Raw genomic sequence first — 21,397 nt, forward strand, 5'->3', positions numbered from 1 at the left:
TAGGAGCGTTACGAATAGTTTGGAAAAAATTAGACTAAAAAAAAGACCATCATTTTTGATAGTCCTTGATTTTTTTAAATATATTTAGATTTTGTTGCATTAAAATCGCAATTATACCTTTTTAACAAATTCAGATTTTAATTTCATAGCTCCAAAACCATCAATTTTGCAATCTATATCATGATCTCCATCAACCAAACGTATACTTTTTACTTTTGTACCTATTTTTACGACTGATGAAGTTCCTTTTACTTTAAGATCTTTGATTACTGTTACAGAGTCACCATCATTTAAGACATTTCCATTGGCGTCTTTAATTATTTTTTTATCTTCACTATTTTCAGTTTCTATTTCTAAAGTCCACTCATGAGCACATTCTGGGCAAACAAAAAGGCTTCCATCCTCGTAAGCGTATTCTGAATTACATTTTGGGCAATTTGGCAAATTAGACATAATTCATTTCCTCCATTCTTTATTGTTCATTCTACTATAAGAACCTATTATTTCTCATTCTATATCTTCAATATCTCCCGTATGTCCTCTTCGGTAAGAGTAGAGGACACTTTTGCTTCAGAACCAATGATTTCATTAGTCATATGTTTCTTTTTTTCTTGTAGTTCATTCATTTTTTCTTCGATTGTGCCTCTGGAAACAAGCTTTATGACCTGTACAACATTTGTCTGACCGATGCGATGTGCACGGTCGGCTGCTTGCTCCTCGACTGCAGGATTCCACCAAATATCATATAAGATAACTGTATCAGCACCAGTCAGATTGAGGCCTGTACCGCCTGCTTTCAAGGAAATAAGGAAGAAATTACGTTCGCCTCTATTAAATCGATTACAGATTTCCATCCGTTCCTTTGATGGGGTTTGTCCATCAAGGTAGAAAAAAGGGAGCCCTTGATTTGCTAAATCTCTACCAATGAGCTCAAGCATTTTCGTGAACTGAGAGAAAATCAACACCCTTCTTCCAGAAAGCTTTGATTCCTCTACAATCTGCATCAGTTGTTCAAATTTCGCTGATCTTCCTTTATAATCATCAACAAATAAGGCTGGGTGACAACAAATCTGTCGTAACCGAGTTAAACCAGCCAAGATTTTAATGCGATTTTTGTGGAGATTATCTTTATTCAGATGCTTCAAAGTATCATGTTTCAACTTCGCCAAATAGGCTGCGTACAGCTTCTTCTGATCCGGTAGCAATTCCACCGAATCAATCGACTCGACTTTTTCAGGAAGCTCTGAAAGTACATCCTCTTTTAATCGACGAAGCAAAAATGGACGAATGCGTCGGGCAATCTTTTCCCGTGATAGGTTACTGTATTCCTTTAACCCCATGAATAATTCAGGAAAGACAACGTGAAAAATTGACCACAGATCCTCAGTTGAATTCTCAACCGGTGTACCAGTGAGGGCGAAGCGATAATCTGCCTGGATCCTTTTTACCGCTCGTGCAGTTTGTGTAACAGGATTTTTAAAGACTTGAGCCTCATCGAAAAACACTGTGTGAAATGCTTGTTTCTCAAACCACATTATGTCCCTACGTAACAACGGATAGGAGGTAATGACAACATCCATACCCGTTAAATCCTTCTGTATACTAATTCTTTCTTTTTTATTGCCATCAACGACAACGGTTTGTAGATCTGGGGAAAACTTCATGATTTCACTTAGCCAGTTATACATCAAGGATGATGGGCAAACAATAAGGACAGGTAAATTCTTTCTACGTATTTCATGAAGCTCTGATAGAATGAACGTGATGCTTTGCAACGTCTTACCAAGTCCCATATCATCTGCTAGAATACCTCCAAAGCTATAGCTGGCAAGTGTTTTCATCCATTTATAGCCTTGTTTTTGATAATCACGTAATATTGACTCTAAGCTCTCCGGAACCTCGAACTCCAGGCCGCCCGGGTTGCGGATATTTTCCAAGAACTCAAGGAACGTTTCTTCTAACGTGAATACATGACCATCAACAGTATCTATTAGCTGAAAACCCTTGACAATTGGTACATTCAAGCCACTCTCCAGATCTTCTTTTTGGATAGGTTGTGCATTCATGAAACGATTAATTTCTTCAAATTCTCTTGTCTCTAAGGAGAGTAGTGATCCGTTTCGCAAACGATAATATTTCCGTTTTTCCTCTAAAGCCAATAGAACATCACGGATATGTTTTTCAGGTATGCCATCCATTTCAAATTTGAATTCCAGCCAATCGGTTCGTTCTTTTTTGATCCTAACCCTAATCTGCGGACGTGCATTCCCTTTGAAAATTCGATTTCTCACTGCTGTAGTTGCATATAGTTTGACAAGGTTTTGAAGTTTGGGAACGACATGGTACAAAAACTCGTACTCCAACTCTTCATTATGCAGATAATATCCCTCGTCCGTTTTGGCAAACAAGCTTTCTTCCATCAGCTTCAGGATCTCATCCTCTTTCTCGACATCCCTAATAAGAATAGAGCCAGCCCTGCGTTCCCTGCTTTCTAAAGGATTTATTACATTATTTTCATAGTGAAATTCTAGCCCAGCAAGCAGGCGGTTCTTCACACGATCCAAATACAAGTTGGCAATTAATGGTTTTTTTACAATCTGATTAGAAATAGCTCTAGATATTTGGACGTCGCCCAACTTTTTCAAACCTGGAACTACTTTGTCTAGGAAAAAACCTATTTGCTCCTGAGGAATTGGAATTTGATTCGTTCCCGAAGCATCCAGCATCTGTTTTAGCTCTGAAAGTCGTTTACAGTCCTCACTATTCATCTGTATTAGTCTTCCTTCGGCTAGGACAGATTTATAAGAATTCAACACGACCATTTGATTCATCCCATTGATTTTCAGTTGATAATCTTTACCGTCTGTTTCAGCAAAGTCAAATTTTAAAGAAAGTGGTTCGTTTGATAAGTGTAGACCGTCATACAAATTCCAGTCATACTCAAGCTTCACTATAGGTGCTTTCTCAAGTATAGGAAATAGCCTGTCCCAAGAAGATGGAGGAATTAGTAATAGTTGATTATCGCTTATTACATCTAATTTGTTTGACGATTCTCCTATGTACACCTTTTCATCATGGATTACTTGAATGAGCTGCTGAATCACAGCATCTGTTTCATTTTGAAAGCAATGGAGGCTCGGGTCATACGTGAATAAAGTGGAAAGAGGGCTGGGAATTCCTTCTTTGACTCGCACGAGAAAATCTCGGATATTTTGCACTTTTGTCGGACCGATCTTAAGTTCTATTCCCAACATATGTTCTCCATTTTTTATTGCGACGGGCTTACATGTAAACTCTACATCAAGAACTTGCCTTTTTTCAAAGTGAAGCTGTTGGCTGGTTGATCGTATAGGCTGATCATTGAAAAGGGTAAGCAAACCTTCTGTCAGTGCTTGATTTATGGAAGAGTCAGAGTAATAATCGTTAGGAGATATAGGGACTGTTCCGTGACGCTGGTGTTCGTAAATAGATAGTAAAACGGCCGCAATATGCTGACAATCTTTTTGAAAAGATGCAAGCGTTGGGCAACTGCAAGACGTGCGAAATCCTCCGTTGACTTCTTTTTCAATGGTGACATGAAAATCTTCCTTGCCAATAACCATCGCTTCACAAATATCGGGACTGTAATGATTAAATGTAACGTTATTCCCGCGATAAAAAGAATCTCCTCTTTTGAAGGAGACTGTACCGCACATTTCTTTTATGATTTTTTGACTTAATTTTATATTCAAATGCCTTGCTCCTTCTAGAGGATATTTCTCTTTATTTATCTAGGCTTGTTTTCATGGATTGATGTTAAAAGAATGGTGGTGAAGTATGTAACTTTGCGTGCACTAATTAACAATTATAAATCATTATCACAATTGTATCATAGAGGTTAACGGTCTATTGAATTTATGGAAATTAGTAAACTAACACTATTATATAGTCTTCCAACTACCTACATACTCTATCTGTTCATTCGGGTGTACTAGTTTAGGATCTTCAACTACCCACCCTCCTTCAATTTCTAATTCATCACATGCTAATTCAAACTGACACATGGCAATCCCCATGTCCAGTAGCTGCATGTCATATCCTAATTTAGCACTATAGTTCGGCGTATGCTCTATGTAAAAGTGGCAAACTTTTCTGTCTTCAGTTAACACAAGTCTCCAGGGTTGTTTATTTGATGCAGATGGTCCTAGTCTTACCATTTCTATCGGTAACCCAAGCTCACCTGCTTGTTTTTTTTCTAAAGAGTTTTCGAAGGTTGATGAATAAAAAAGCTTATCCCATAATTTTTTATTGTCTGCTTTTACAACGAAACGAAGCGCTTTGTCAAAAACTCGTTGTTTATCTTTGGGATAGCCAATAGGTGTTATACCAGGAATAAACTCTCCTGCATTTAATGATATTTCCTTCTCAAACGAATTTCTGTTGAACGTTCCACCCATCCAACAAGTACCTATTTCTAACTCCGTCAAATATAAAACAAGTTTGTGAAACGTGTGAGCAAACTCTACAATGGAGTATTTATTATTTTCGGAGATACCTACTATATATGCTTTAGGGTTTTTAATAAATCCGTATGTGCCCAACTTAATCCCCTTGTCCGTGACATTATCGGTTACCTGTATTATCTTAATTTTGCCTTTTCTGCCAAACGGTCCGATTAGGTTCTTGTCCTGATTTAGGTACTCTTCTATTCTTTTACAATGAGATTCTGATATAGTTTGAGTTTCATACGTTCTAATCGACTGACGCTTACTCATTGTCTCGATGACCGATTTTTGAAAATTCACCGTATCCCTCCTGAAGTTCACACTATTAACACAAAGTAAACCTGCAGTCTTCGTTTAGACTCCATAATCGAAAATCTGATCACAGGATCTGTATGTAAACATAAGAAAGGGTGAAGTAATTGAAGTGTCTCTACTATTATTCGCACCCTTCGTATTGTAGTCCTTCAAAAAAATAAGAAATTACTACTGATTAGCAAGTATCATAACAATCTGATTCTCAACTTGTTTAGCTTTTTCCTCATCCATAACATGATTGATCAAAATAGAAAAAATAAAATTTTTTCCACTTTTAGAAGTAACATACCCTGATAATGAACTCACTGTGGTTAACGTCCCCGTTTTTGCGCTTACTTTCGCATTTTTAGGCAATCCTTCCATACGGTTTCTTAGTGTCCCACTCTCAAGTTTAGTTGAAGCTCCACTAACTGGCAAAGCTTCCTTAAATGCTGGAAACCACTCCTTACCCTGGACCTCGTACAAAAGCTTTGTGATTTCATTAGCAGGTACAGCATTCACGTGAGAAACGCCTGATCCATCCCTAAGCATGATGGTATCGGTGTTTATTCCCAAAGTTTGCAACTCATTATTCATGATTTTTAATCCTTCTTCCCAGCTACCTTCTGCTCCAAATACCCTCCCCATTTCCTTAACAAGAACTTCTCCATGTCCATTGTTGCTTAATTTTAAAAACGGAATGAGAAGGTCTGATAACGGCATGGAAGTATGTTGAGTTATGGGTGTAGCGTGTTCAGGAGTCTTCCCAGGTTTTACTTGTCCTAATAGTTTAATTCCGTTGTTATTTAACGACTGTTTAAAAATTTTTAAGGCATAGTTAGTAGTGTCCCATACGCCGATCCACTCTTTTAAGGAATTACTATTTATTGGAATAGTTCCTTTGATGGTCACTGTGTTTGTACCGTGTAATCGCTCGATTTTTATATCTGTCACTCCATTTGAAGAAACAGTTTTAGCAAGGTTCTTGACCTCTATAAAATCAGTAGAAGGAGTTAGAATGATTTCCGGCTTTTGAGACGGCTTTTTGTCTGGCTTTACCTCAACAATTACCGTACCTGCATCAAAGTCTGAATTTGGAGATACGGTTAAGGCAGAAACCTGGGCTCCGTAATAAGTTGTTTCATCACTCCAAGGTAAATCAATCGAATACCTTTCGTCATCGTACCAAGTGTCATCCCCGATGATATTGCCTCGGATCACCGATATCCCGTTTTTCTTAATTCCCTTGGCTAATTGGTCGAAATCTTTAGCTAACAGAGTGGGATCCCCTTTTCCCTTTATATAAAGATTTCCATCAAGCAGTCCCAACCTTTGTTTTCCATCTGTTAGTACCTCTGTTGTAAACGTATAATTTGTACCTAAGCTTTGAAGGGCTGTAGCTGCCGTAAAAAGCTTTAAATTAGAAGCAGGCTGCAAATGAATAGAGTCATTCTGTTGATACACGATTTCTTCCGTTTCCCCTGAAATTATGCTAATCCCCGTTACAGACCCATCTAGACGAGGATCTTGTTGTAAAACATCTTGAATCTGTTCTTTCATGGGTGGGGTTGGACCATTTGCGTTTACGACATGACTAGAGATCATGGCACAGACAAAAGTACAAAATGTAAACAATCGAAGCTTAATTTTAATGGGAAGGTCCTCCTTTAGTGCCGGAGTTAGTGTTAAAGAACTTTTTATTATCATGTCGTGCAAAATGACATTCATCACAAGCTTGAAATTTAAAACGTTGTGGAAGGCTTTTCCTGCAGTATTTACAGGTTTTCTTTACAAGTTGTACTCCTAATTTTAAGTGTTCATGGATTTTGTCACTGATTTCTTCACGGACTCTTTCCCAATAATGAGCTTCTGTGTTTCTGCCTAATTTGTATAGGAATAATAAGTGAAGACCAACCGACTTATATGAAAGTTCAAGTTCTTCAAGCCCTGATTCTTTAATATAGGGATCAGGTAATTCATCAACTTCTACAATTGCTTCAAGCTTTCTCTTCCATTCCGCTCTCAAAGAAGGTTCATTTGTTGAAAAAGGTAAGTGTAAGAAGCTATATAAGTCCGCTACGGAGAGCTTTACTTCTATTAGCGTATCTTCTACCATTTCATATAAAAGCCTTTCTTCGGATAAAGTGGCTTTTTTTGTTCCTGAAGCACTTTCAAATTGTTCCCACAAGTAAAAAAATAGACTAAGTTTTCGTGAGTATTTTTGAAACCTCTCAAGGACTCCAGTTGTCGGAGCAATGGCAAACACTTTAAGAGGTTCATCCTCTTGCTCTAGAAGACGAGTCATCGGTTTGGAGTCGCTTGTAAACGCTACTTTTCCGATCTCATAGATTCCTTTTCGCCCGGCACGTCCGGCAATTTGCTTTACTTCATGAGACTTTAGAGTTCTTCTTCGAGTACCATCAAACTTATCATTTTCTAAGAAAACAATACGCCTTATAGGTAAGTTCAATCCCATCCCGATTGCATCTGTCGATACGATGACCGCTGTTTCGCCTTTAATAAATCTCTGCATTTGCTTTTTTCTTGTTTCTGGTGGCATACTCCCGTAAATCATGCTTACCTGGCGACCGGTCTTTTGGAGCTCTGAAGCGGTTTCAAGAACTCTCCTTCTCGAAAAGCAAACGAGTGCGTCCCCTTTTTTAGCATGACCTAAACGAAATAAAGTAGATTCCACCTCTAGAGGAATGTCTCTTACATATACATGAACTTTAACCTCTGATTCACCAAGAAGTTGAAGAATCATTGATTCTGCATTGAAACTACAGATAATATGAACTTCTTTTGCATTAGCCTTAGTCATCGCTTTATACCACGAGAAGCCTCGGTCTTTATCGGCTATCATTTGAGACTCATCAATCACAACCACTTCATAAAAGTCCTTTTCATGAAACATTTCTACTGTACAAGCAAGGTGATTTGCATCATCCACCAGCTTCTCATCTTCACCTGTCTTTAAGGAACATGGAACCGCTTCCTCATTTAGCCTTTCATATATTTCGAATGCCAATAATCGAAGGGGTGCTAAATAAAGGCCACTACTTGCTGCCTTCATTCGTTTTATAGCTTGAAAAGTTTTACCGGTGTTTGTTTCACCAACATGAAGAACATATTGAATATTGCGGCCTGCTGGGAGATTATATTCCCTTCCGAAAATGTCCTCAATCATTCGTTCTTCTTCTTCTTTTCGACGTGTGACTTCCTCACTTTCTTCAACAAGCTTCCGTTCTCTTTCAGAAAGATCTTTAGTAAAAATCTCTTGATGTGTAGCTAAGTCAAACGGAATGTCTATTAGCTTAATTAAATCAGATAGATATTCTTCTAACAAATCTTCAAATAAGTCTGCGCTAAGATTATTAAACGGTTCAAATGCGGCCTCTCTCAATAATGAATCTGATAACGTTTCATCGAACATCTCAAAGTATTCTTCAAAAAGATGAGAGGAAAGGTGGTCTTTCAGCCAGTTGGGACCAAAATCAAATAAATAAGTAGAAATGAGTTGTTCATACTGTTCGGTTAGGTCTTCTTCATAGTGATGTGCGTTATAGGCTAACTCAGTTTCATTATATAAATAGGAAGAAAAGGTGATTTCCTCTGTTGATAAAATCAACCCTTTCTGCTCGACCTCAATAGCAAGGTTACTGCCAAGTAAGTATCGAACATATAGGTACAGTTCCTCATAATGTGCGCCAAGTACTTGGTTTATGTAATGTTCAACCTTTAACACCATTTTTCTTCTTAACTCACGTTGTTGCTGAATATGCATTTGGTGCAGATAGGATTCTCTAGCTTGCTCATATCTTTGTTCCCACGATTCCAATTGATCCACAATCCAACTGTTTAGCCAGCCCATGACATCGAACGGTTCCACATCCCTAATCTCGGTACGAAACATTTGGTTGATTAGCTTTTTTCTTACTCCTTCCACTTGAAAACCCTTATCTGACAAATAGCCGATCTTTTCGGCAGTAGAAGCATGACTTGTAGCAGTATTTAGCCAAGAATTCAACCAAATTTGGTCAATGTATGGTCCCCTTTCTCTTAAATATTGTTCAATGGATGGAAGTGTCACTTTACGTTCTAAATATTTAAAAAGATCTTCTAAGACAATTTTTTTTGTTCGATCTACGGCCTGCGCATAGTACTTTGTTAGTATTTCGTTCATGATAAAACTCCTTTACCATGCTTGATAAGATTTTTGATTCATTAAGTTAGTTTCTTGAATTTGAGATTATTCATGTATTTAATTTCATTTATTCTGTGATATCTTCGGAAGTAAGAGTTTTATCTTGTATTGCAGACTCATTAGCTTGACCAATGCTGGCCTCACAATAAAAAGGAATTAAACCATTTTTCGGTTTAATTCCCTATACTATTTATTCTTTTGATAAAACACCTGCATATTTTTATTCACATCTTCTAAAACAAGTTACTATACCGGACCATCCATATGGCCGTAATAGTAATTCACTATTCTAGGAGTGAAAATGAGTATTTATTTTACAAGTACTTCTTCCCTTTCTCTAAAGTACCTGACTGTCTGCATAACTAATTTATCATTATTCTCCTTATCCGGTTTTCCATTCATTGCTGGGTATGGATCTCCACCTGGTCCCAAAGGTTCAGGTGTTACAAACCTTCCTTCCCTATTATATCCAAATAAATATAACGCCATTATTATGGTGTCTAAATCAAGTGCACCCTCTCCTAGCGCTCTCCTATTACTATCCGCTAAATGAAGGTTTACTAGCATATCACCTGCATTTATCAAGGCTTCCCCTATATTAGATTCCTCTGAAAGCATATGATATACATCTCCGTTTATATATTGTATTCCAGTGTGGTTAACAGCCTTTATATATTCTTTTGCATCTGAAATTGAATGGATAAAACTTACTTCAGCTGCACGTATTGGCTCAATAGCAGCTTTTATATTATATTTCACGAACAAATCAGCAATTAGTCTTATTGATTCAATACTTCTTTCAAATTCGGTATTGTCATAAGCTTTTGGCCTTCCCACTGCACCTGGAACAACTAGAATATACTCTGCACCTACTTTAGAGGCAAATTCAATTTCTCTCTTTAAATAATCTAAAGCTGCCTGTCTTTGTAAAGGCTTATTGCTGGAAAGATCATTTTCTGACGAAAACATACCGCATATTCCTGAAACTTTCATATTATACTCATTAAGAACCTTTAATGTTGAATCAACCCTATAACCAAGATCAGTTCCATAATGGTTACCGTGTAGTTCAATATATTTTACTCCAGCATTATGTAATCTATTTGCTGATTCCTCCAGAGTTTCCATACCAAACATCCAATTGCTCCAAGATAGATTTAATCTATTTTTAAATTGTTCTGGCTTATTCTTTTTAAGTTCAAAAAAGGACTCTTTTATTTTCTCATTTTTTATTTCAAAATTTTGTTTTATCATTTTATTACCTCCACATCTTTTCCGATTCAAAATTATTACTAAAAAAGACCCACAGTCCAACTTAAACTGTGGGTCTTCTTTACTTAAAAGTCGTAGTCTGCAGCGTTTTCTGCTGTAAAGTCAGATGGAGGACCCATGATAATCGTTTTTCCATCTTCCCAAACTTCAATTTCACCAACGTTTTCAACGTTTTGACCATTTTCAACTTTTCCGCCTTCTGCTAATTGCTTAGCAAGAGCTACTGTTAGGTAACCTAATTTATCAGGCTCCCAAAGGATTGCTACATCTAAAGAACCATCTTCTAAATATGGTTTAGAATCGGTAGGTAATGCAGTACCAACTACTGCGATATCATCTTGCAAACCTTTTTCTTGTATTGCTTGTGCAGCACCCAATGGAGCAGGTGTTGAGAATGCCATAATTCCTTTTAAATTTGGATAAGATTTAACTAAATCAAGCGTTTTTTGATATGCAACTTGTTGCTTTTCATCTGTTGCAATTTTGTCTGTTACTAATTTAATGTCAGGATAATTTTCTTCAAGCTCTTTCTTCGCACCATCGATCCACGTATTTAAGTTAGCTGCTGAAAGACCTCCAGTTAGGATCGCAATTTCTCCATCTTCAGTCCCCATTTTTTCAATTAAGGATTTCGCAATGTGACGACCATACTGCTCGTCATCTATTTGGTGAACAGACAATTCAACAACCGATTGGTCAGCTGGAGTGTCCCAGTCCATTACGATAATCCCTTGGTCTTTTGCTTTCTTTAAAACTGGTGTTAAAGAAGCCGGATCATTTGGAGCAACTGCAATGACATCAACATTTTGACTGATTAAATCTTCGATTACTTTAACTTGTTGTGCAGCATCTGGTTCAGTAGGACCAGTATAAATAGTTTCTACCCCTAAATCTTCACCAGCTTGAATCGCTCCTTTTTCTGAAGCATTAAAGTAAGGAATACCGATAAGCTTAGGTACTACTGCAATTTTCAATTTACCATTGGCTTCTTTTTCTTCACTAGCATTGTTCGTAGTTCCTTCATTTTCAGAGTTCGAACTTCCTTGCGATACACAACCAGCTAGAATACCGATTAAAAACATGAATGATACAATCGACCCTATAAACTTCTTCATGATAAAATCCCCCTCTTTTTTGTAAATAAGTTTTTTATGGTATCTGAATTAGATCAGAGTAAACCCTTACATTAAACTGCTTCTTGTAACCTCTTCTGCTTCTTTTCATCCAATTTTCCTTTTAGGAAATTAAGGACGAGAACAAATATTAAGATAACTCCCATCATAACGCCAACAATCGAACGTGGTACACCAAGTAAATTTAATCCATTCGATAAAATTTGGAAAATAATAACGGCATATACTGTTCCTATTACTTTTCCGTATCCCCCTTGAATTTCAGTACCTCCGAGTACAGCGGCTGCCACACTTTGAAGAAGGTAGGAAGATCCAAGGTCAACTTTTGCTGAGTTGTATCGAGATGTCATAATAATCGATGCTATTATAGCAAGGAGTGCAGAATATAAGTACACTTTCATCAATACTCTACTATTATTAACTCCTGAGAAAAGTGAGGCAATCGGGTTGCTCCCAACCATATATACACTTCTTCCCCAGTTTGTTTTTGTTAATAGTACTCCTGTCAATATAGCGAAAAAAATAAATATGATTATAGACAGTGGAACAACTCCGAGATAGTAACCATTTCCTATTAAACTATAAGCTTCACTAAAGCCTGATACAGAATTACCTTTTGTAATACTTAAAATGATACCCTCAAATAATACCATCGTTCCTAAAGTTACTAGTATTGGTGAAACTCCAATTTTCGAAACGATAAAACCATTAACACTACCACATAATAAGCCTACTATTACACCAACAAGGATCGATGTTAAGATTGGGTATCCATTGCTTTGCATAATAGCAATAGAAACTCCTGATAACGCTGCCGTATAAGTAATTGAAAGGTCGATACCACCCGTTACTATAACCACCATCATTGCTAAGGCAATTAATCCAAATTCAGGTAGTTGAAACATCATGTTATTAAGATTATTCGATGTAAAAAAACTTGGTGTAAATAGACTCATTAGAACAAATAACCCTAAAGCAATAAGTCCTAAAATATTTTCCTTCGATAAGGTTAACGCTTTCATAAATTTTACACCTCTTTCTATGCTTCTACTTCTATTTTAGAAAGCTTATTCTTTGCTCTTTTATATTGTATTTGATCATAAGAAACTGCTAGTAGAATGATTGCACCAGTAAATACTTTTTGCCAGAACGTACTAATATGGGCTAAAATTAGACCATTTTGGACAATTCCTAATAAGATCACTCCCAAGAATGTTCCATGAATCGTACCGCGACCACCCATAATATTTGCTCCACCTAATACAACTGCCGCAATTACTAATAGTTCTAAACCTAATAAACCGTTAGGATCGACCGCTTTTGTATATGCTGTTTGGGCAATTGCGGCGATCCCTGCTAAAAATCCCATATAGGAGAATACAAATATTTGAACTTTATCAAAGTTTATACCAACTCTTACAGCAGAGTCTTTGTTACCACCAATTGCTAAAACTTCACGCCCTATTACTGTGTATTTAAGGATATACCAAGTGAAAATTGCAATTGCGATAAAAAGAAGAATAATAATTGAAATACCTAAAATTTCAAAGTTAGCAAAATCAATAAATATTTTTGGGAAACTCGTACTATTTAAGTATTGACCATTTGTAATGTAAAGAACAAGACCATTTATAATACTCATTGTTCCTAATGTTACAACAATTGCTGGTATCTGAATCTTTGAAACTAGAAATCCATTTATTGCACCTAATATAATACCTAACACTGGTGCAATCAAAAAAATAAGTAAAAGTGATACCATGTTATCTGGCATTACTAACATAACTTTTCCCATGATTACACAAACTGCACTGGTCACAGCTGCTACTGATACATCAATCCCACCGGTAATAATAACAAGAGTCATACCTACAGCTAATATACCAATAACAGAGTTTGCTTTTAGTACATCAAGTAAATTATCTGCAGTTAAAAATACTGGACTTACAAAAGTTAAGGTAATAGCGAGTAATAATACAATTACTGCAATACTCATTTCTTTTGATTTTAAGAATGTTTTCACATCTGCACCCCCTTGCTAGCTACAACCTCATTTGTTTTCTTTGCTTTAAATGATGAACCGCGCAGCGCATAATTCATAATATTTTCTTGAGTTGCTTCCTCGATTCCTAATTCCCTTGCTATTCTTCCATGTCTCATGATTAAAATACGATCACTAACTGCTAATACTTCTGGGAGTTCAGAAGATATAACAATTACTCCCATACCATCAGATGCAAGTTTACGGAGAAGTTTATGAATCTCAGTCTTCGCTCCAATATCAATTCCATTTGTTGGTTCATCAATGATTAGAATTTTAGGCTTTGTAGATAACCATTTCCCAATTACTACCTTTTGTTGATTCCCACCTGATAATTGCCCAACAGGTCTATCTGGCAATGCAGGTCTAACATCAAGAGTTTTAACATAATGATTTGCAAGCTCGATTTCTTTTTTACGATTAATTAAACCAAATGCATTTCGAAGTTGCTTTAATACAGGTAAAGATATGTTATTGATGACAGATTGTCTTAAAACAAGACCTTGTGTCTTTCTACTTTCTGGAATATAGGCAATTCCTTTTTTTACTGCATCTTCTGAAGATTTCACCTTTATTTGTTTTCCATTTAATAGGACTTCACCTTCATAAGGATTATTTACACCAAATATTGCTTGAGCTAATTCGGTTCTTCCTGAACCTACAAGTCCTGTAATGCCTAGGACTTCTCCCTTTTTTAATTCAAAGGAGATATCTTTAAAGTTACCTTCTTTTGATAAACCTTTTACTTCAAACATTGCGTCACCAATGCTAGCGTTGCTTTCGTTTTTTTCATACGCTACTTTTCTACCAACCATTAATGTGATTAGTCTCTGTTCATCAAGTTCTTCTGTATCGTATGTACCAACATACTTACCATCACGCAATACAGTAAAACGATCTGATACAGTAAATAGTTCTTTCAGTTTATGACTAACAAAGATAATAGATATTCCTCTTTGTTTTAAATTATTAATCACTTTATATAGTTTCTCTACCTCTCCACTGGAAAGGGAAGATGTTGGCTCATCCATGACAATAAGTTTAGAATCAAATGCTAATGCCCTTGCTATTTCAATTAATTGTTGTTGGGCGATACTTAACTTTTCAACTGGAACATGTAAATCAATATCAACACCAAGTTCTTTTAACGCCTTTTCAGCTATTACCTCCATTTCTTTCCACTTAATTTTCTTCCATGCCTTATTATTACTATCTCTACCAATATATATATTTTCTGCTACTGAAAGATTTGGGAACAAACTTAAATCTTGATAGATAATTGAAATTCCTTTTAGAGTAGCATCGATAGGTTTTGTTATTTCAGCTTTTTTCCCTTCGAAGAAAAATTGCGCACCCGAATCCGGTTGATAAATACCTGATAGAATTTTAATTAGTGTTGACTTACCTGCACCGTTTTCTCCAATTAAAGCATGAACTTCACCTGGCTTAACTTCAATCTTGACGTCATCAAGCGCTTTCACACCCGGAAATGTTTTACTAATGTTTGACATTTTCAGTAAGTATTCTGACATCGTCATCCTCCTTCCTCTCTCAAACAATCAAGCCTGTGTTGAACTTTTATTTTCCAGCTTATAATAAGTTAAGTTTCTTTCTTCACAAAATTGATTAATTTCATCTATTGTCGGAATTCCTGCCTGTGCACCTAACTTCGTTACTTTAAGTGCTCCTACGATGGTGGCAAATTTTGCAGCGCTTACAAGATCTTGTCCGTCCGCCAATGCGCAAGCTATTGCTCCAGCGTAAGAATCCCCAGCACCTACAGTATCAATTGCTCTAACATTGATCGGTTCAATAAATTCTGAATTTCCATTTGTATAAACTAGAGATCCCTTTTCAGCCATTTTAATTATGCTATTTTCCACACCGATTAATTCAAAGTATTTTGCAGCCTTATAAGCAGAATCAACATCTGTTACATCAATACCAGTTAATTGTTTTGTTTCTTGACGATTTGGAACAATTAAATCTGCATATTCTAGTGCACGTACAGTGATTCCTTCTGCAGGTGCTGGATCAAGAATGATAAACATCCCTTTACTTCTTGCTTCAATCATAGATTCAAGCACAACTTCTTCTGGTATCTCCATCTGCACAAGAAGAACTTTACTATCCTCAATTTGAGAAAAAGCTTGCTTGATATCAGATTTTGTTAACTCGTCATTCGCCCCTTTGACAACGAGCATTGTATTTTCTGCCGTACTATCGATAGTAATTATGGCACAGCCAGTCGCACTGTTTTGTACTCGTTTTATAAATGTTGTATTAACCTTATTTTCTTTAAGAGCGTCTAGTAGTATATCACCATAAGTATCTTCACCAACAGACCCAATCATATAAACAGATTTTCCTAAACGCGCACAACTAGTCGCTTGATTCGCCCCTTTACCACCAGATAAAAGATTCATTTGTTTCCCAAAGATCGTCTCTCCGCGTTGAGGATATAGATCTGTTTGAACAACAATATCAATGTTAATACTACCAACAACTGTAATATCCCCCATTATTTCTCCTCCATCTTCACCAGAGTTTTTGCTTCAAGTTGTTGATTAGCGATAAACGATCTTAGATTTTTTACCGCATCTTCCAGAGAAATATCTGGTTTAAATAAACATGAAGTTCCACAAACTAACATTCCAGCACCGTTTTCCAATACGCCAGGTATTGTCTGATATCCGATATTTCCATCAACTTGAATTTCAATGTTATATCCTTCATTATCAATTAATGTTTTTAACTTACTTATCTTTTTGTTCATTAAAGGAACAAATTTCTGTCCTGCAAAACCAGGGTTTACAGTCATCAACGTTATGTAATCTGTTACATCTAATACATATTCAATGTCACTTATTGGTGTAGATGGATTTAATGCAACACCTGCTTTAACACCTTTATCCCTTAACTTTTGTAGGGTACGTTGTAGATGATTAGTTGCTTCCGCATGTACCGAAATCATATCTGCACCTGATTCGATAAATAGATCAATATAATCTTCTGGCTTTTCTATCATTAAATGAACATCAAAAGGTTTTTTCGTATATTGCCTTATTGTTCTTATTAGATCAGGACCTAGCGTAAAATTCGGGACAAATTTCCCATCCATAACATCCAAATGATAAAAATCTACGCCTGCCTGATCTAACTTCAAAATCGATTCCTGTAGATTTCCCATATCAGCGCACATAAGTGACGGACCAATTAAAGCCATACTATTCCTCCTATACTTTATTGATTTCTTTTTTTTGTCTTTTAATATTTAATAGTGCTTTCATTTCATTTGATGTTTCACCAAAATATTTATATAAAGAATCATATACTAAGAATATCTCATTATATATTTCACTATTTTCAGAGATTGGTTGAAAAACTTCACTTTCAAATTTAATCATTTTGGCAACTGCTTCTTCTATGGTTTCATAGCCGCCTCTATTACTGCCAGCAGCAACTGCGGCTAGGACAGCAGATCCCATTGCAGAGGTATTTGGAACAGTGACGACATGCACACTTTTTTGCGTGATATCAGCAAAAATTTGCATTAGTAGCTTATTTTTTTCAGCAAGTCCACCACATGCGTATAACTCTTTAATCTCGATACCGCTTTCATTAAAGGCTTGGACAATTTTTCTTGTACCAAATGCTAATGACTCCATTAAAGCTCTGTAAATTTCTTCTGCTTTTGTTTGCAGCGTCATACCTATGATCGTTCCTGTAAGATTAGAATCTTTTAGGATCGATCGATTTCCGTTCCACCAATCTAAGGCAATAAGTCCATGTTCACCGGGTTTTAAATGAGAAGCTTTTTCCTCCAACAGCTGGTAGATTGATATACCTACTTTTTCTGCCTCTTCAAGTAAATGACTTGGAACAGCGTTTTTTATAAACCAAGCCAATGAATCACCGCCAGCACTTTGACCTGCCTCATATGCAAAGTATCCGGGTATAATTCCATCTTCAACGACACCACTAATACCAGGGACAAAAGCTTCTTTTAAATCCATACATATATGGCATATAGAAGTCCCCATTGCCATTACCATTTTTCCTGGTTCATTTACACCAGCACCTATCACAGCAGCATGTGCATCGATGATTCCTACTGCAACAGCAACGTTTTCAGTAAGACCAACTTCTTCAGCGATTGCGTTTGTAAGGAAACCAGCTCTTGTTCCTATTGGATAAATGTTTTTTGATAACTTATCTTTTACAATAGTTTCTAAAGCAGGATCAAGCGCTTTCAAATAATTACTATTAGGAAAGCCTTCTCGTTTACTCCAAGTACCTTTATAACCGGCCATACAAGAACTACGCATTTCAGTTCCTACTAACTGCATAACAACCCAGTCACCAGCTTCAATAAACTTGTCCGCAGCTTCATAAATTTCAGGAGCTTCATGTAAAACCTGTAATATTTTCGGAAGCATCCATTCCTCTGATATTTCACCGCCATATCTTTTTAAGAAAGATTCGTTCATCTTAAAAGCGGTTTCATTTATTTGGGAAGCTTCCTTGTGAGCAGCGTGGTGCTTCCAAAGTTTAACCCAACTATGTGGGTTTTCTTTGAATTCAGGCACTAAACAAAGAGGTTTCCCACTTTTGGATATTGGTAAGACAGTGCTGGCCGTAAAATCAACGCCTATTCCGATAACGCTTTCATTTTTAACATTAGAATCTATTAAACACTTTTTTATGGTTTCTTTTAGACAATAAATATAGTCTTCCGGATGTTGTAATGCCCAATTAGGTCCTAAAGACACATTGTTTCCCGGCAATAATTCACTTATAACTCCGTGTTTATAACTTGAAACAGATGATGAAACAGTTTTTCCTGTTTCGACATTGACTAAAATAGCTCTTGCTGACTCAGTTCCAAAATCAATTCCAAACACAAATTTACTTTCCAAATGTTCCACCACCTTAACTGATTTTTATTATAATTCAATTTTTTTTGTTTTTCAACACTTTTTCTTTGTTTTTGTTATTTTTCGCAGATTTTTGTTATTTTTTTTGCATTTAACCAACTACTATGTGTAGATTAGAATACCAGAGTAAAGAATTCTTAAACTAATGGGTTAAAAACCAGGTCATATAGCAAACCAGGTGTTCAAAAAAAGACGACTCAAAAATTCAGGAAGTGAATTTGAGTCGTCTTTTTGGTACAGCTATTAAATTCCTTTGTAAAAAACGAGAATTTTTCAGTGGTCTCACAAATTTGTTTGTGTTTTTTAATCAGCTAAAATTGTATTTACACCAAGATTACGAATATTCCTTACATCATTTACCGCCATCTTATGATCAGTTATTAAATAATCAATATTTGGTAGGTCATCTATGCGAACGAGAGATTTAATACCATATTTACTATAATCACAAAGTAAGAATAGTTTGTCGGATATCGCTATAAACTTTTTCTTTATTTGAGCCTGCATTTCATGAACCTCACTTATTCCTCTATTTACATCAAATCCGGTACATGAAAAAAAGAATTTATCTACATGGTAATCTTCAATGACTTTTTGAGTGGATATTCCAACAAAAGACATGGAATCTTGTAACAAATAACCACCTATTGTAATAACCGTAATATCCTTTTGATTTGCTAATTCTAAAGTTACTGCAACAGAGTTAGTAATAACAGTAACATCCTTTGCTTTAATATGTTTTGTCATTCGTAATGTAGTTGTACTTGAATCAAGAGCAATAATATCGCCATCTTCTATAAATGTGGCAGCTTTTGATGCAATTGCCTCTTTTTCCATTACAAGTTTATTTTGCCTTTTTAATACAGGAATTTCTGTATCACTCTTTTTTAGCGGAACTGCTCCCCCATGAACTCTAGTTAAAAGACCTTCTTTTTCCATACGTTCTAAGTCCCTACGAATTGTTTCCTCGGTTACGTTAAAACGCTTACTCATATCTGATACTTTAATGTTTCCAAGTTCATCTATTAGTTTATAAATATGAGCTTGCCTTTCGTTACCAAACCAAGGCAGATTTGTTTCCAATATAATTCACCTACTTCTAAATCTAAAAAAACAACAAAAAACCAACAAAATATCTTGTTTTATTATTTGTTTAACTTGGGTTTCATGTTGTTTTTAGGACGCTTTTTTGTTTTACTAACTGGGTTTTAACATATAATAAATTATTATACTATTTTATGTTACACACTTGCGATATTGCAACTATCTTTTTCCTAATCTACCCATGTGGGTTAAAAGTAAGTTATTAACTAGAAATTACTACTTCTGAATGTTGTTTACACTTTTAGCAAACCAAAATGGGAAAGTATTTCTAAAATTTAATTGTAGCACAGAATGATTTACTTATCATTAGTTTAGATTCTGAGGCAACTGTTTGATTCAATTGCTGAGGAACAGAAGCAAAGGAACAGTAGCTATAGTCACTATTGTTCCCAAATCTTCCATTGGGAAGTTAGAGGACATTAATGGGATGAATTCAAACTATACTATCTTTACTTGAGCAAGTGGTAATAACGATGATGAAGTCATGCTTAGATTTTTATAGAGAAAAAAGAATAACTCAGACCTATTATTTATAGGTAATAATTTCCATAATTATTTTTTATCCGTTAGAAATTCTTTTAGTAAAAACTGAAGAATTTCTAACGGATAATAATTAGATGCAAATTGTCATTGATATATACGTCTTTAAAAATTGGTATGAGTCATTTAGCTATTTATCTTTTTAATAATACTTCATATTCATATTTCTTAACATCTTCTAACCAAGTTTCTTTCACCGGAACACCCATTTGCTCACAGTAGTAATGCCAAATAGCTCCAAATGGATATGTTTTGAACTCCTCGATCAATGCTAGTCTTTCTGTGAAGTTACCTTCTTCTTGTAATTGTTTTAAATGCTCATTTGGTACAAGCATTGCATACAGTATAGCCTTTATCATATTGCGAGTTCCGATTGTCCATGCTGCTACACGGTTAATGCTTGCATCGAAGAAGTCAAGACCGATCATCACTTTATCTAATGCATCATTACGAACGATTTCAAGGGCAATTTCTTTTAATTCATCATCTAGTGTGACAACATGATCACTATCCCAACGAACTGGTCTTGAAACATGTAGTGCTAGCTTGTCACTAAATAGAAGCATTGAAGAAATTTTATTTGATACAGTTTCAGTTGGATGATAATGTCCAGTGTCTAGCAGGCATAGTTTGTTATTTTTTAAGGCATATCCCAAATAAAATTCATGTGAGCCAACTACATATGACTCTGAGCCAATACCGAATAATTTACTTTCTATTGCGTCAATATTATACTGCTCATCAATTTTCTCTTCAAAAATCTTATCCAATGACTCTTTTAAACGAACTCTTGGTGTAAGACGATCACTAGGCATATCTTTATATCCATCTGGAATCCAAATGTTTGTTAATGCAGGTGTGCCTAATTCTTTTCCGAAGTACTCCGCAATTTTACGGACTGCGATACAATGATTAATCCAGAACTCTCTAATCTCTTGATTAGGATGTGATAATGTTAATCCATCTGTAGCTTTTTCATGGGAAAACAATGTTGGGTTAAAATCAAGACCAAGTTCGTTTTTCTTTGCCCAGTTTACCCAGTTTTCAAAATGCTTTGGCTCTAATTGGTCTCTTTCAACAACTTCACCGTTTGTTTCAGCATAGATAGCATGTAAATTAACACGGTGCTTACCAGGGATAAGCGAAAGAGCCTTTTCTAAATCACTTCTTAATTCGTTAGGTGTTCTAGCTTTACCAGGATAGTTTCCTGTTACATCGATTCCACCGGAAAACGCACCTTTTTTTACTTCAAAGCCGCCAACATCATCACCTTGCCAACAATGGATCGAAACAGGTACCTTTTTTAACTGTTCTAATACTTCATCAACATTGATGCCCCATTTTTGGTATTCTTTTTTTGCTAATTCATAACTCTCTTTAATTGTCAT

The 21,397-nt window shown here is 35.8% G+C and carries 15 protein-coding genes; all 15 read right to left on the minus strand.

The annotated features are described in order from the left end of the window. Positions 1-111 precede the first annotated feature (111 nt). The 15 genes from ACFFIX_RS15455 to rhaA all read right to left on the minus strand — a co-directional run bounded on the left by ACFFIX_RS15455 (position 112) and on the right by rhaA (position 21,397). Positions 112-453: a zinc ribbon domain-containing protein YjdM gene (locus tag ACFFIX_RS15455; RefSeq protein ID WP_378935514.1), complete on the minus strand. Its 342-nt coding sequence runs from the start codon at positions 451-453 to the stop codon at positions 112-114. A gap of 59 nt (positions 454-512) precedes the next feature. Beyond that, entirely contained in the window at positions 513-3,731 is a 3,219-nt protein-coding gene (locus ACFFIX_RS15460) for a DEAD/DEAH box helicase (protein WP_378935516.1), read from the minus strand. A gap of 189 nt (positions 3,732-3,920) precedes the next feature. Further along, positions 3,921-4,784, minus strand: a complete 864-nt coding sequence (locus tag ACFFIX_RS15465) for a nitroreductase family protein (RefSeq protein ID WP_378935518.1) — start codon at positions 4,782-4,784, stop codon at positions 3,921-3,923. Between the two features lie 183 nt (positions 4,785-4,967). Beyond that, positions 4,968-6,485 carry a D-alanyl-D-alanine carboxypeptidase/D-alanyl-D-alanine endopeptidase gene (gene dacB / locus ACFFIX_RS15470; RefSeq protein ID WP_378935520.1) on the minus strand — a complete coding sequence of 506 codons (1,518 nt, stop codon included), beginning with the start codon at positions 6,483-6,485 and terminating at the stop codon, positions 4,968-4,970. Further along, a complete protein-coding gene (locus tag ACFFIX_RS15475) occupies positions 6,427-8,961 on the minus strand; it encodes a helicase-related protein (protein WP_378935522.1) in 2,535 nt (844 codons plus the stop codon). The genes dacB and ACFFIX_RS15475 overlap by 59 nt, the downstream gene beginning before the upstream one ends. A 330-nt stretch (positions 8,962-9,291) precedes the next feature. Beyond that, positions 9,292-10,236, minus strand: a complete 945-nt coding sequence (locus tag ACFFIX_RS15480) for a sugar phosphate isomerase/epimerase family protein (RefSeq protein WP_378935524.1) — start codon at positions 10,234-10,236, stop codon at positions 9,292-9,294. Positions 10,237-10,319: 83 nt separating this feature from the next. Then, on the minus strand, positions 10,320-11,369 hold the full coding sequence (locus ACFFIX_RS15485) for an autoinducer 2 ABC transporter substrate-binding protein (RefSeq protein ID WP_378935526.1): 1,050 nt from the start codon (positions 11,367-11,369) through the stop codon (positions 10,320-10,322). A gap of 71 nt (positions 11,370-11,440) precedes the next feature. After that, positions 11,441-12,409: an ABC transporter permease gene (locus ACFFIX_RS15490; protein WP_378935528.1), complete on the minus strand. Its 969-nt coding sequence runs from the start codon at positions 12,407-12,409 to the stop codon at positions 11,441-11,443. Between the two features lie 17 nt (positions 12,410-12,426). Beyond that, on the minus strand, positions 12,427-13,410 hold the full coding sequence (locus tag ACFFIX_RS15495; protein WP_378935530.1) for an ABC transporter permease: 984 nt from the start codon (positions 13,408-13,410) through the stop codon (positions 12,427-12,429). Next, on the minus strand, positions 13,407-14,960 hold the full coding sequence (locus ACFFIX_RS15500) for a sugar ABC transporter ATP-binding protein (protein ID WP_378935532.1): 1,554 nt from the start codon (positions 14,958-14,960) through the stop codon (positions 13,407-13,409). The genes ACFFIX_RS15495 and ACFFIX_RS15500 overlap by 4 nt, the downstream gene beginning before the upstream one ends. Positions 14,961-14,987: 27 nt before the next feature. Next, entirely contained in the window at positions 14,988-15,950 is a 963-nt protein-coding gene (gene rbsK, locus ACFFIX_RS15505) for a ribokinase (RefSeq protein WP_378935533.1), read from the minus strand. Beyond that, the gene (gene rpe / locus ACFFIX_RS15510) at positions 15,950-16,654 is read right to left on the minus strand and encodes a ribulose-phosphate 3-epimerase (RefSeq protein ID WP_378935535.1); all 705 of its coding nucleotides are present in this window, start codon (positions 16,652-16,654) and stop codon (positions 15,950-15,952) included. Before rpe ends, rbsK begins: the two co-directional genes overlap by 1 nt. Before the next feature lie 10 nt (positions 16,655-16,664). Next, on the minus strand, positions 16,665-18,347 hold the full coding sequence (locus ACFFIX_RS15515) for a ribulokinase (protein ID WP_378935537.1): 1,683 nt from the start codon (positions 18,345-18,347) through the stop codon (positions 16,665-16,667). A gap of 321 nt (positions 18,348-18,668) precedes the next feature. Next, positions 18,669-19,448, minus strand: coding sequence for a DeoR/GlpR family DNA-binding transcription regulator (locus tag ACFFIX_RS15520; RefSeq protein ID WP_378935539.1), 780 nt, complete (start codon positions 19,446-19,448; stop codon positions 18,669-18,671). 695 nt (positions 19,449-20,143) lie between these two features. Beyond that, the gene (gene rhaA, locus ACFFIX_RS15525) at positions 20,144-21,397 is read right to left on the minus strand and encodes an L-rhamnose isomerase (RefSeq protein ID WP_378935541.1); all 1,254 of its coding nucleotides are present in this window, start codon (positions 21,395-21,397) and stop codon (positions 20,144-20,146) included.

This window comes from Metabacillus herbersteinensis (genome assembly GCF_042433335.1).
In the GTDB taxonomy this organism is placed as follows: domain Bacteria; phylum Bacillota; class Bacilli; order Bacillales; family Bacillaceae; genus Metabacillus; species Metabacillus herbersteinensis.

Excerpts from the sequence above, each read along its gene's own strand:
- ACFFIX_RS15455 (WP_378935514.1), bottom strand. The coding sequence starts at position 453 with ATGTCTAATTTGCCAAATTGCCCAAAATGTAATTCAGAATACGCTTAC.
- dacB (WP_378935520.1), bottom strand. The coding sequence starts at position 6,485 with ATGATAATAAAAAGTTCTTTAACACTAACTCCGGCACTAAAGGAGGAC.
- rbsK (WP_378935533.1), bottom strand. The coding sequence starts at position 15,950 with ATGGGGGATATTACAGTTGTTGGTAGTATTAACATTGATATTGTTGTT.
- ACFFIX_RS15490 (WP_378935528.1), bottom strand. The coding sequence starts at position 12,409 with ATGAAAGCGTTAACCTTATCGAAGGAAAATATTTTAGGACTTATTGCT.
- ACFFIX_RS15480 (WP_378935524.1), bottom strand. The coding sequence starts at position 10,236 with ATGATAAAACAAAATTTTGAAATAAAAAATGAGAAAATAAAAGAGTCC.
- ACFFIX_RS15475 (WP_378935522.1), bottom strand. The coding sequence starts at position 8,961 with ATGAACGAAATACTAACAAAGTACTATGCGCAGGCCGTAGATCGAACA.
- ACFFIX_RS15485 (WP_378935526.1), bottom strand. The coding sequence starts at position 11,369 with ATGAAGAAGTTTATAGGGTCGATTGTATCATTCATGTTTTTAATCGGT.
- ACFFIX_RS15500 (WP_378935532.1), bottom strand. The coding sequence starts at position 14,960 with ATGTCAGAATACTTACTGAAAATGTCAAACATTAGTAAAACATTTCCG.
- rhaA (WP_378935541.1), bottom strand. The coding sequence starts at position 21,397 with ATGACAATTAAAGAGAGTTATGAATTAGCAAAAAAAGAATACCAAAAA.
- rpe (WP_378935535.1), bottom strand. The coding sequence starts at position 16,654 with ATGGCTTTAATTGGTCCGTCACTTATGTGCGCTGATATGGGAAATCTA.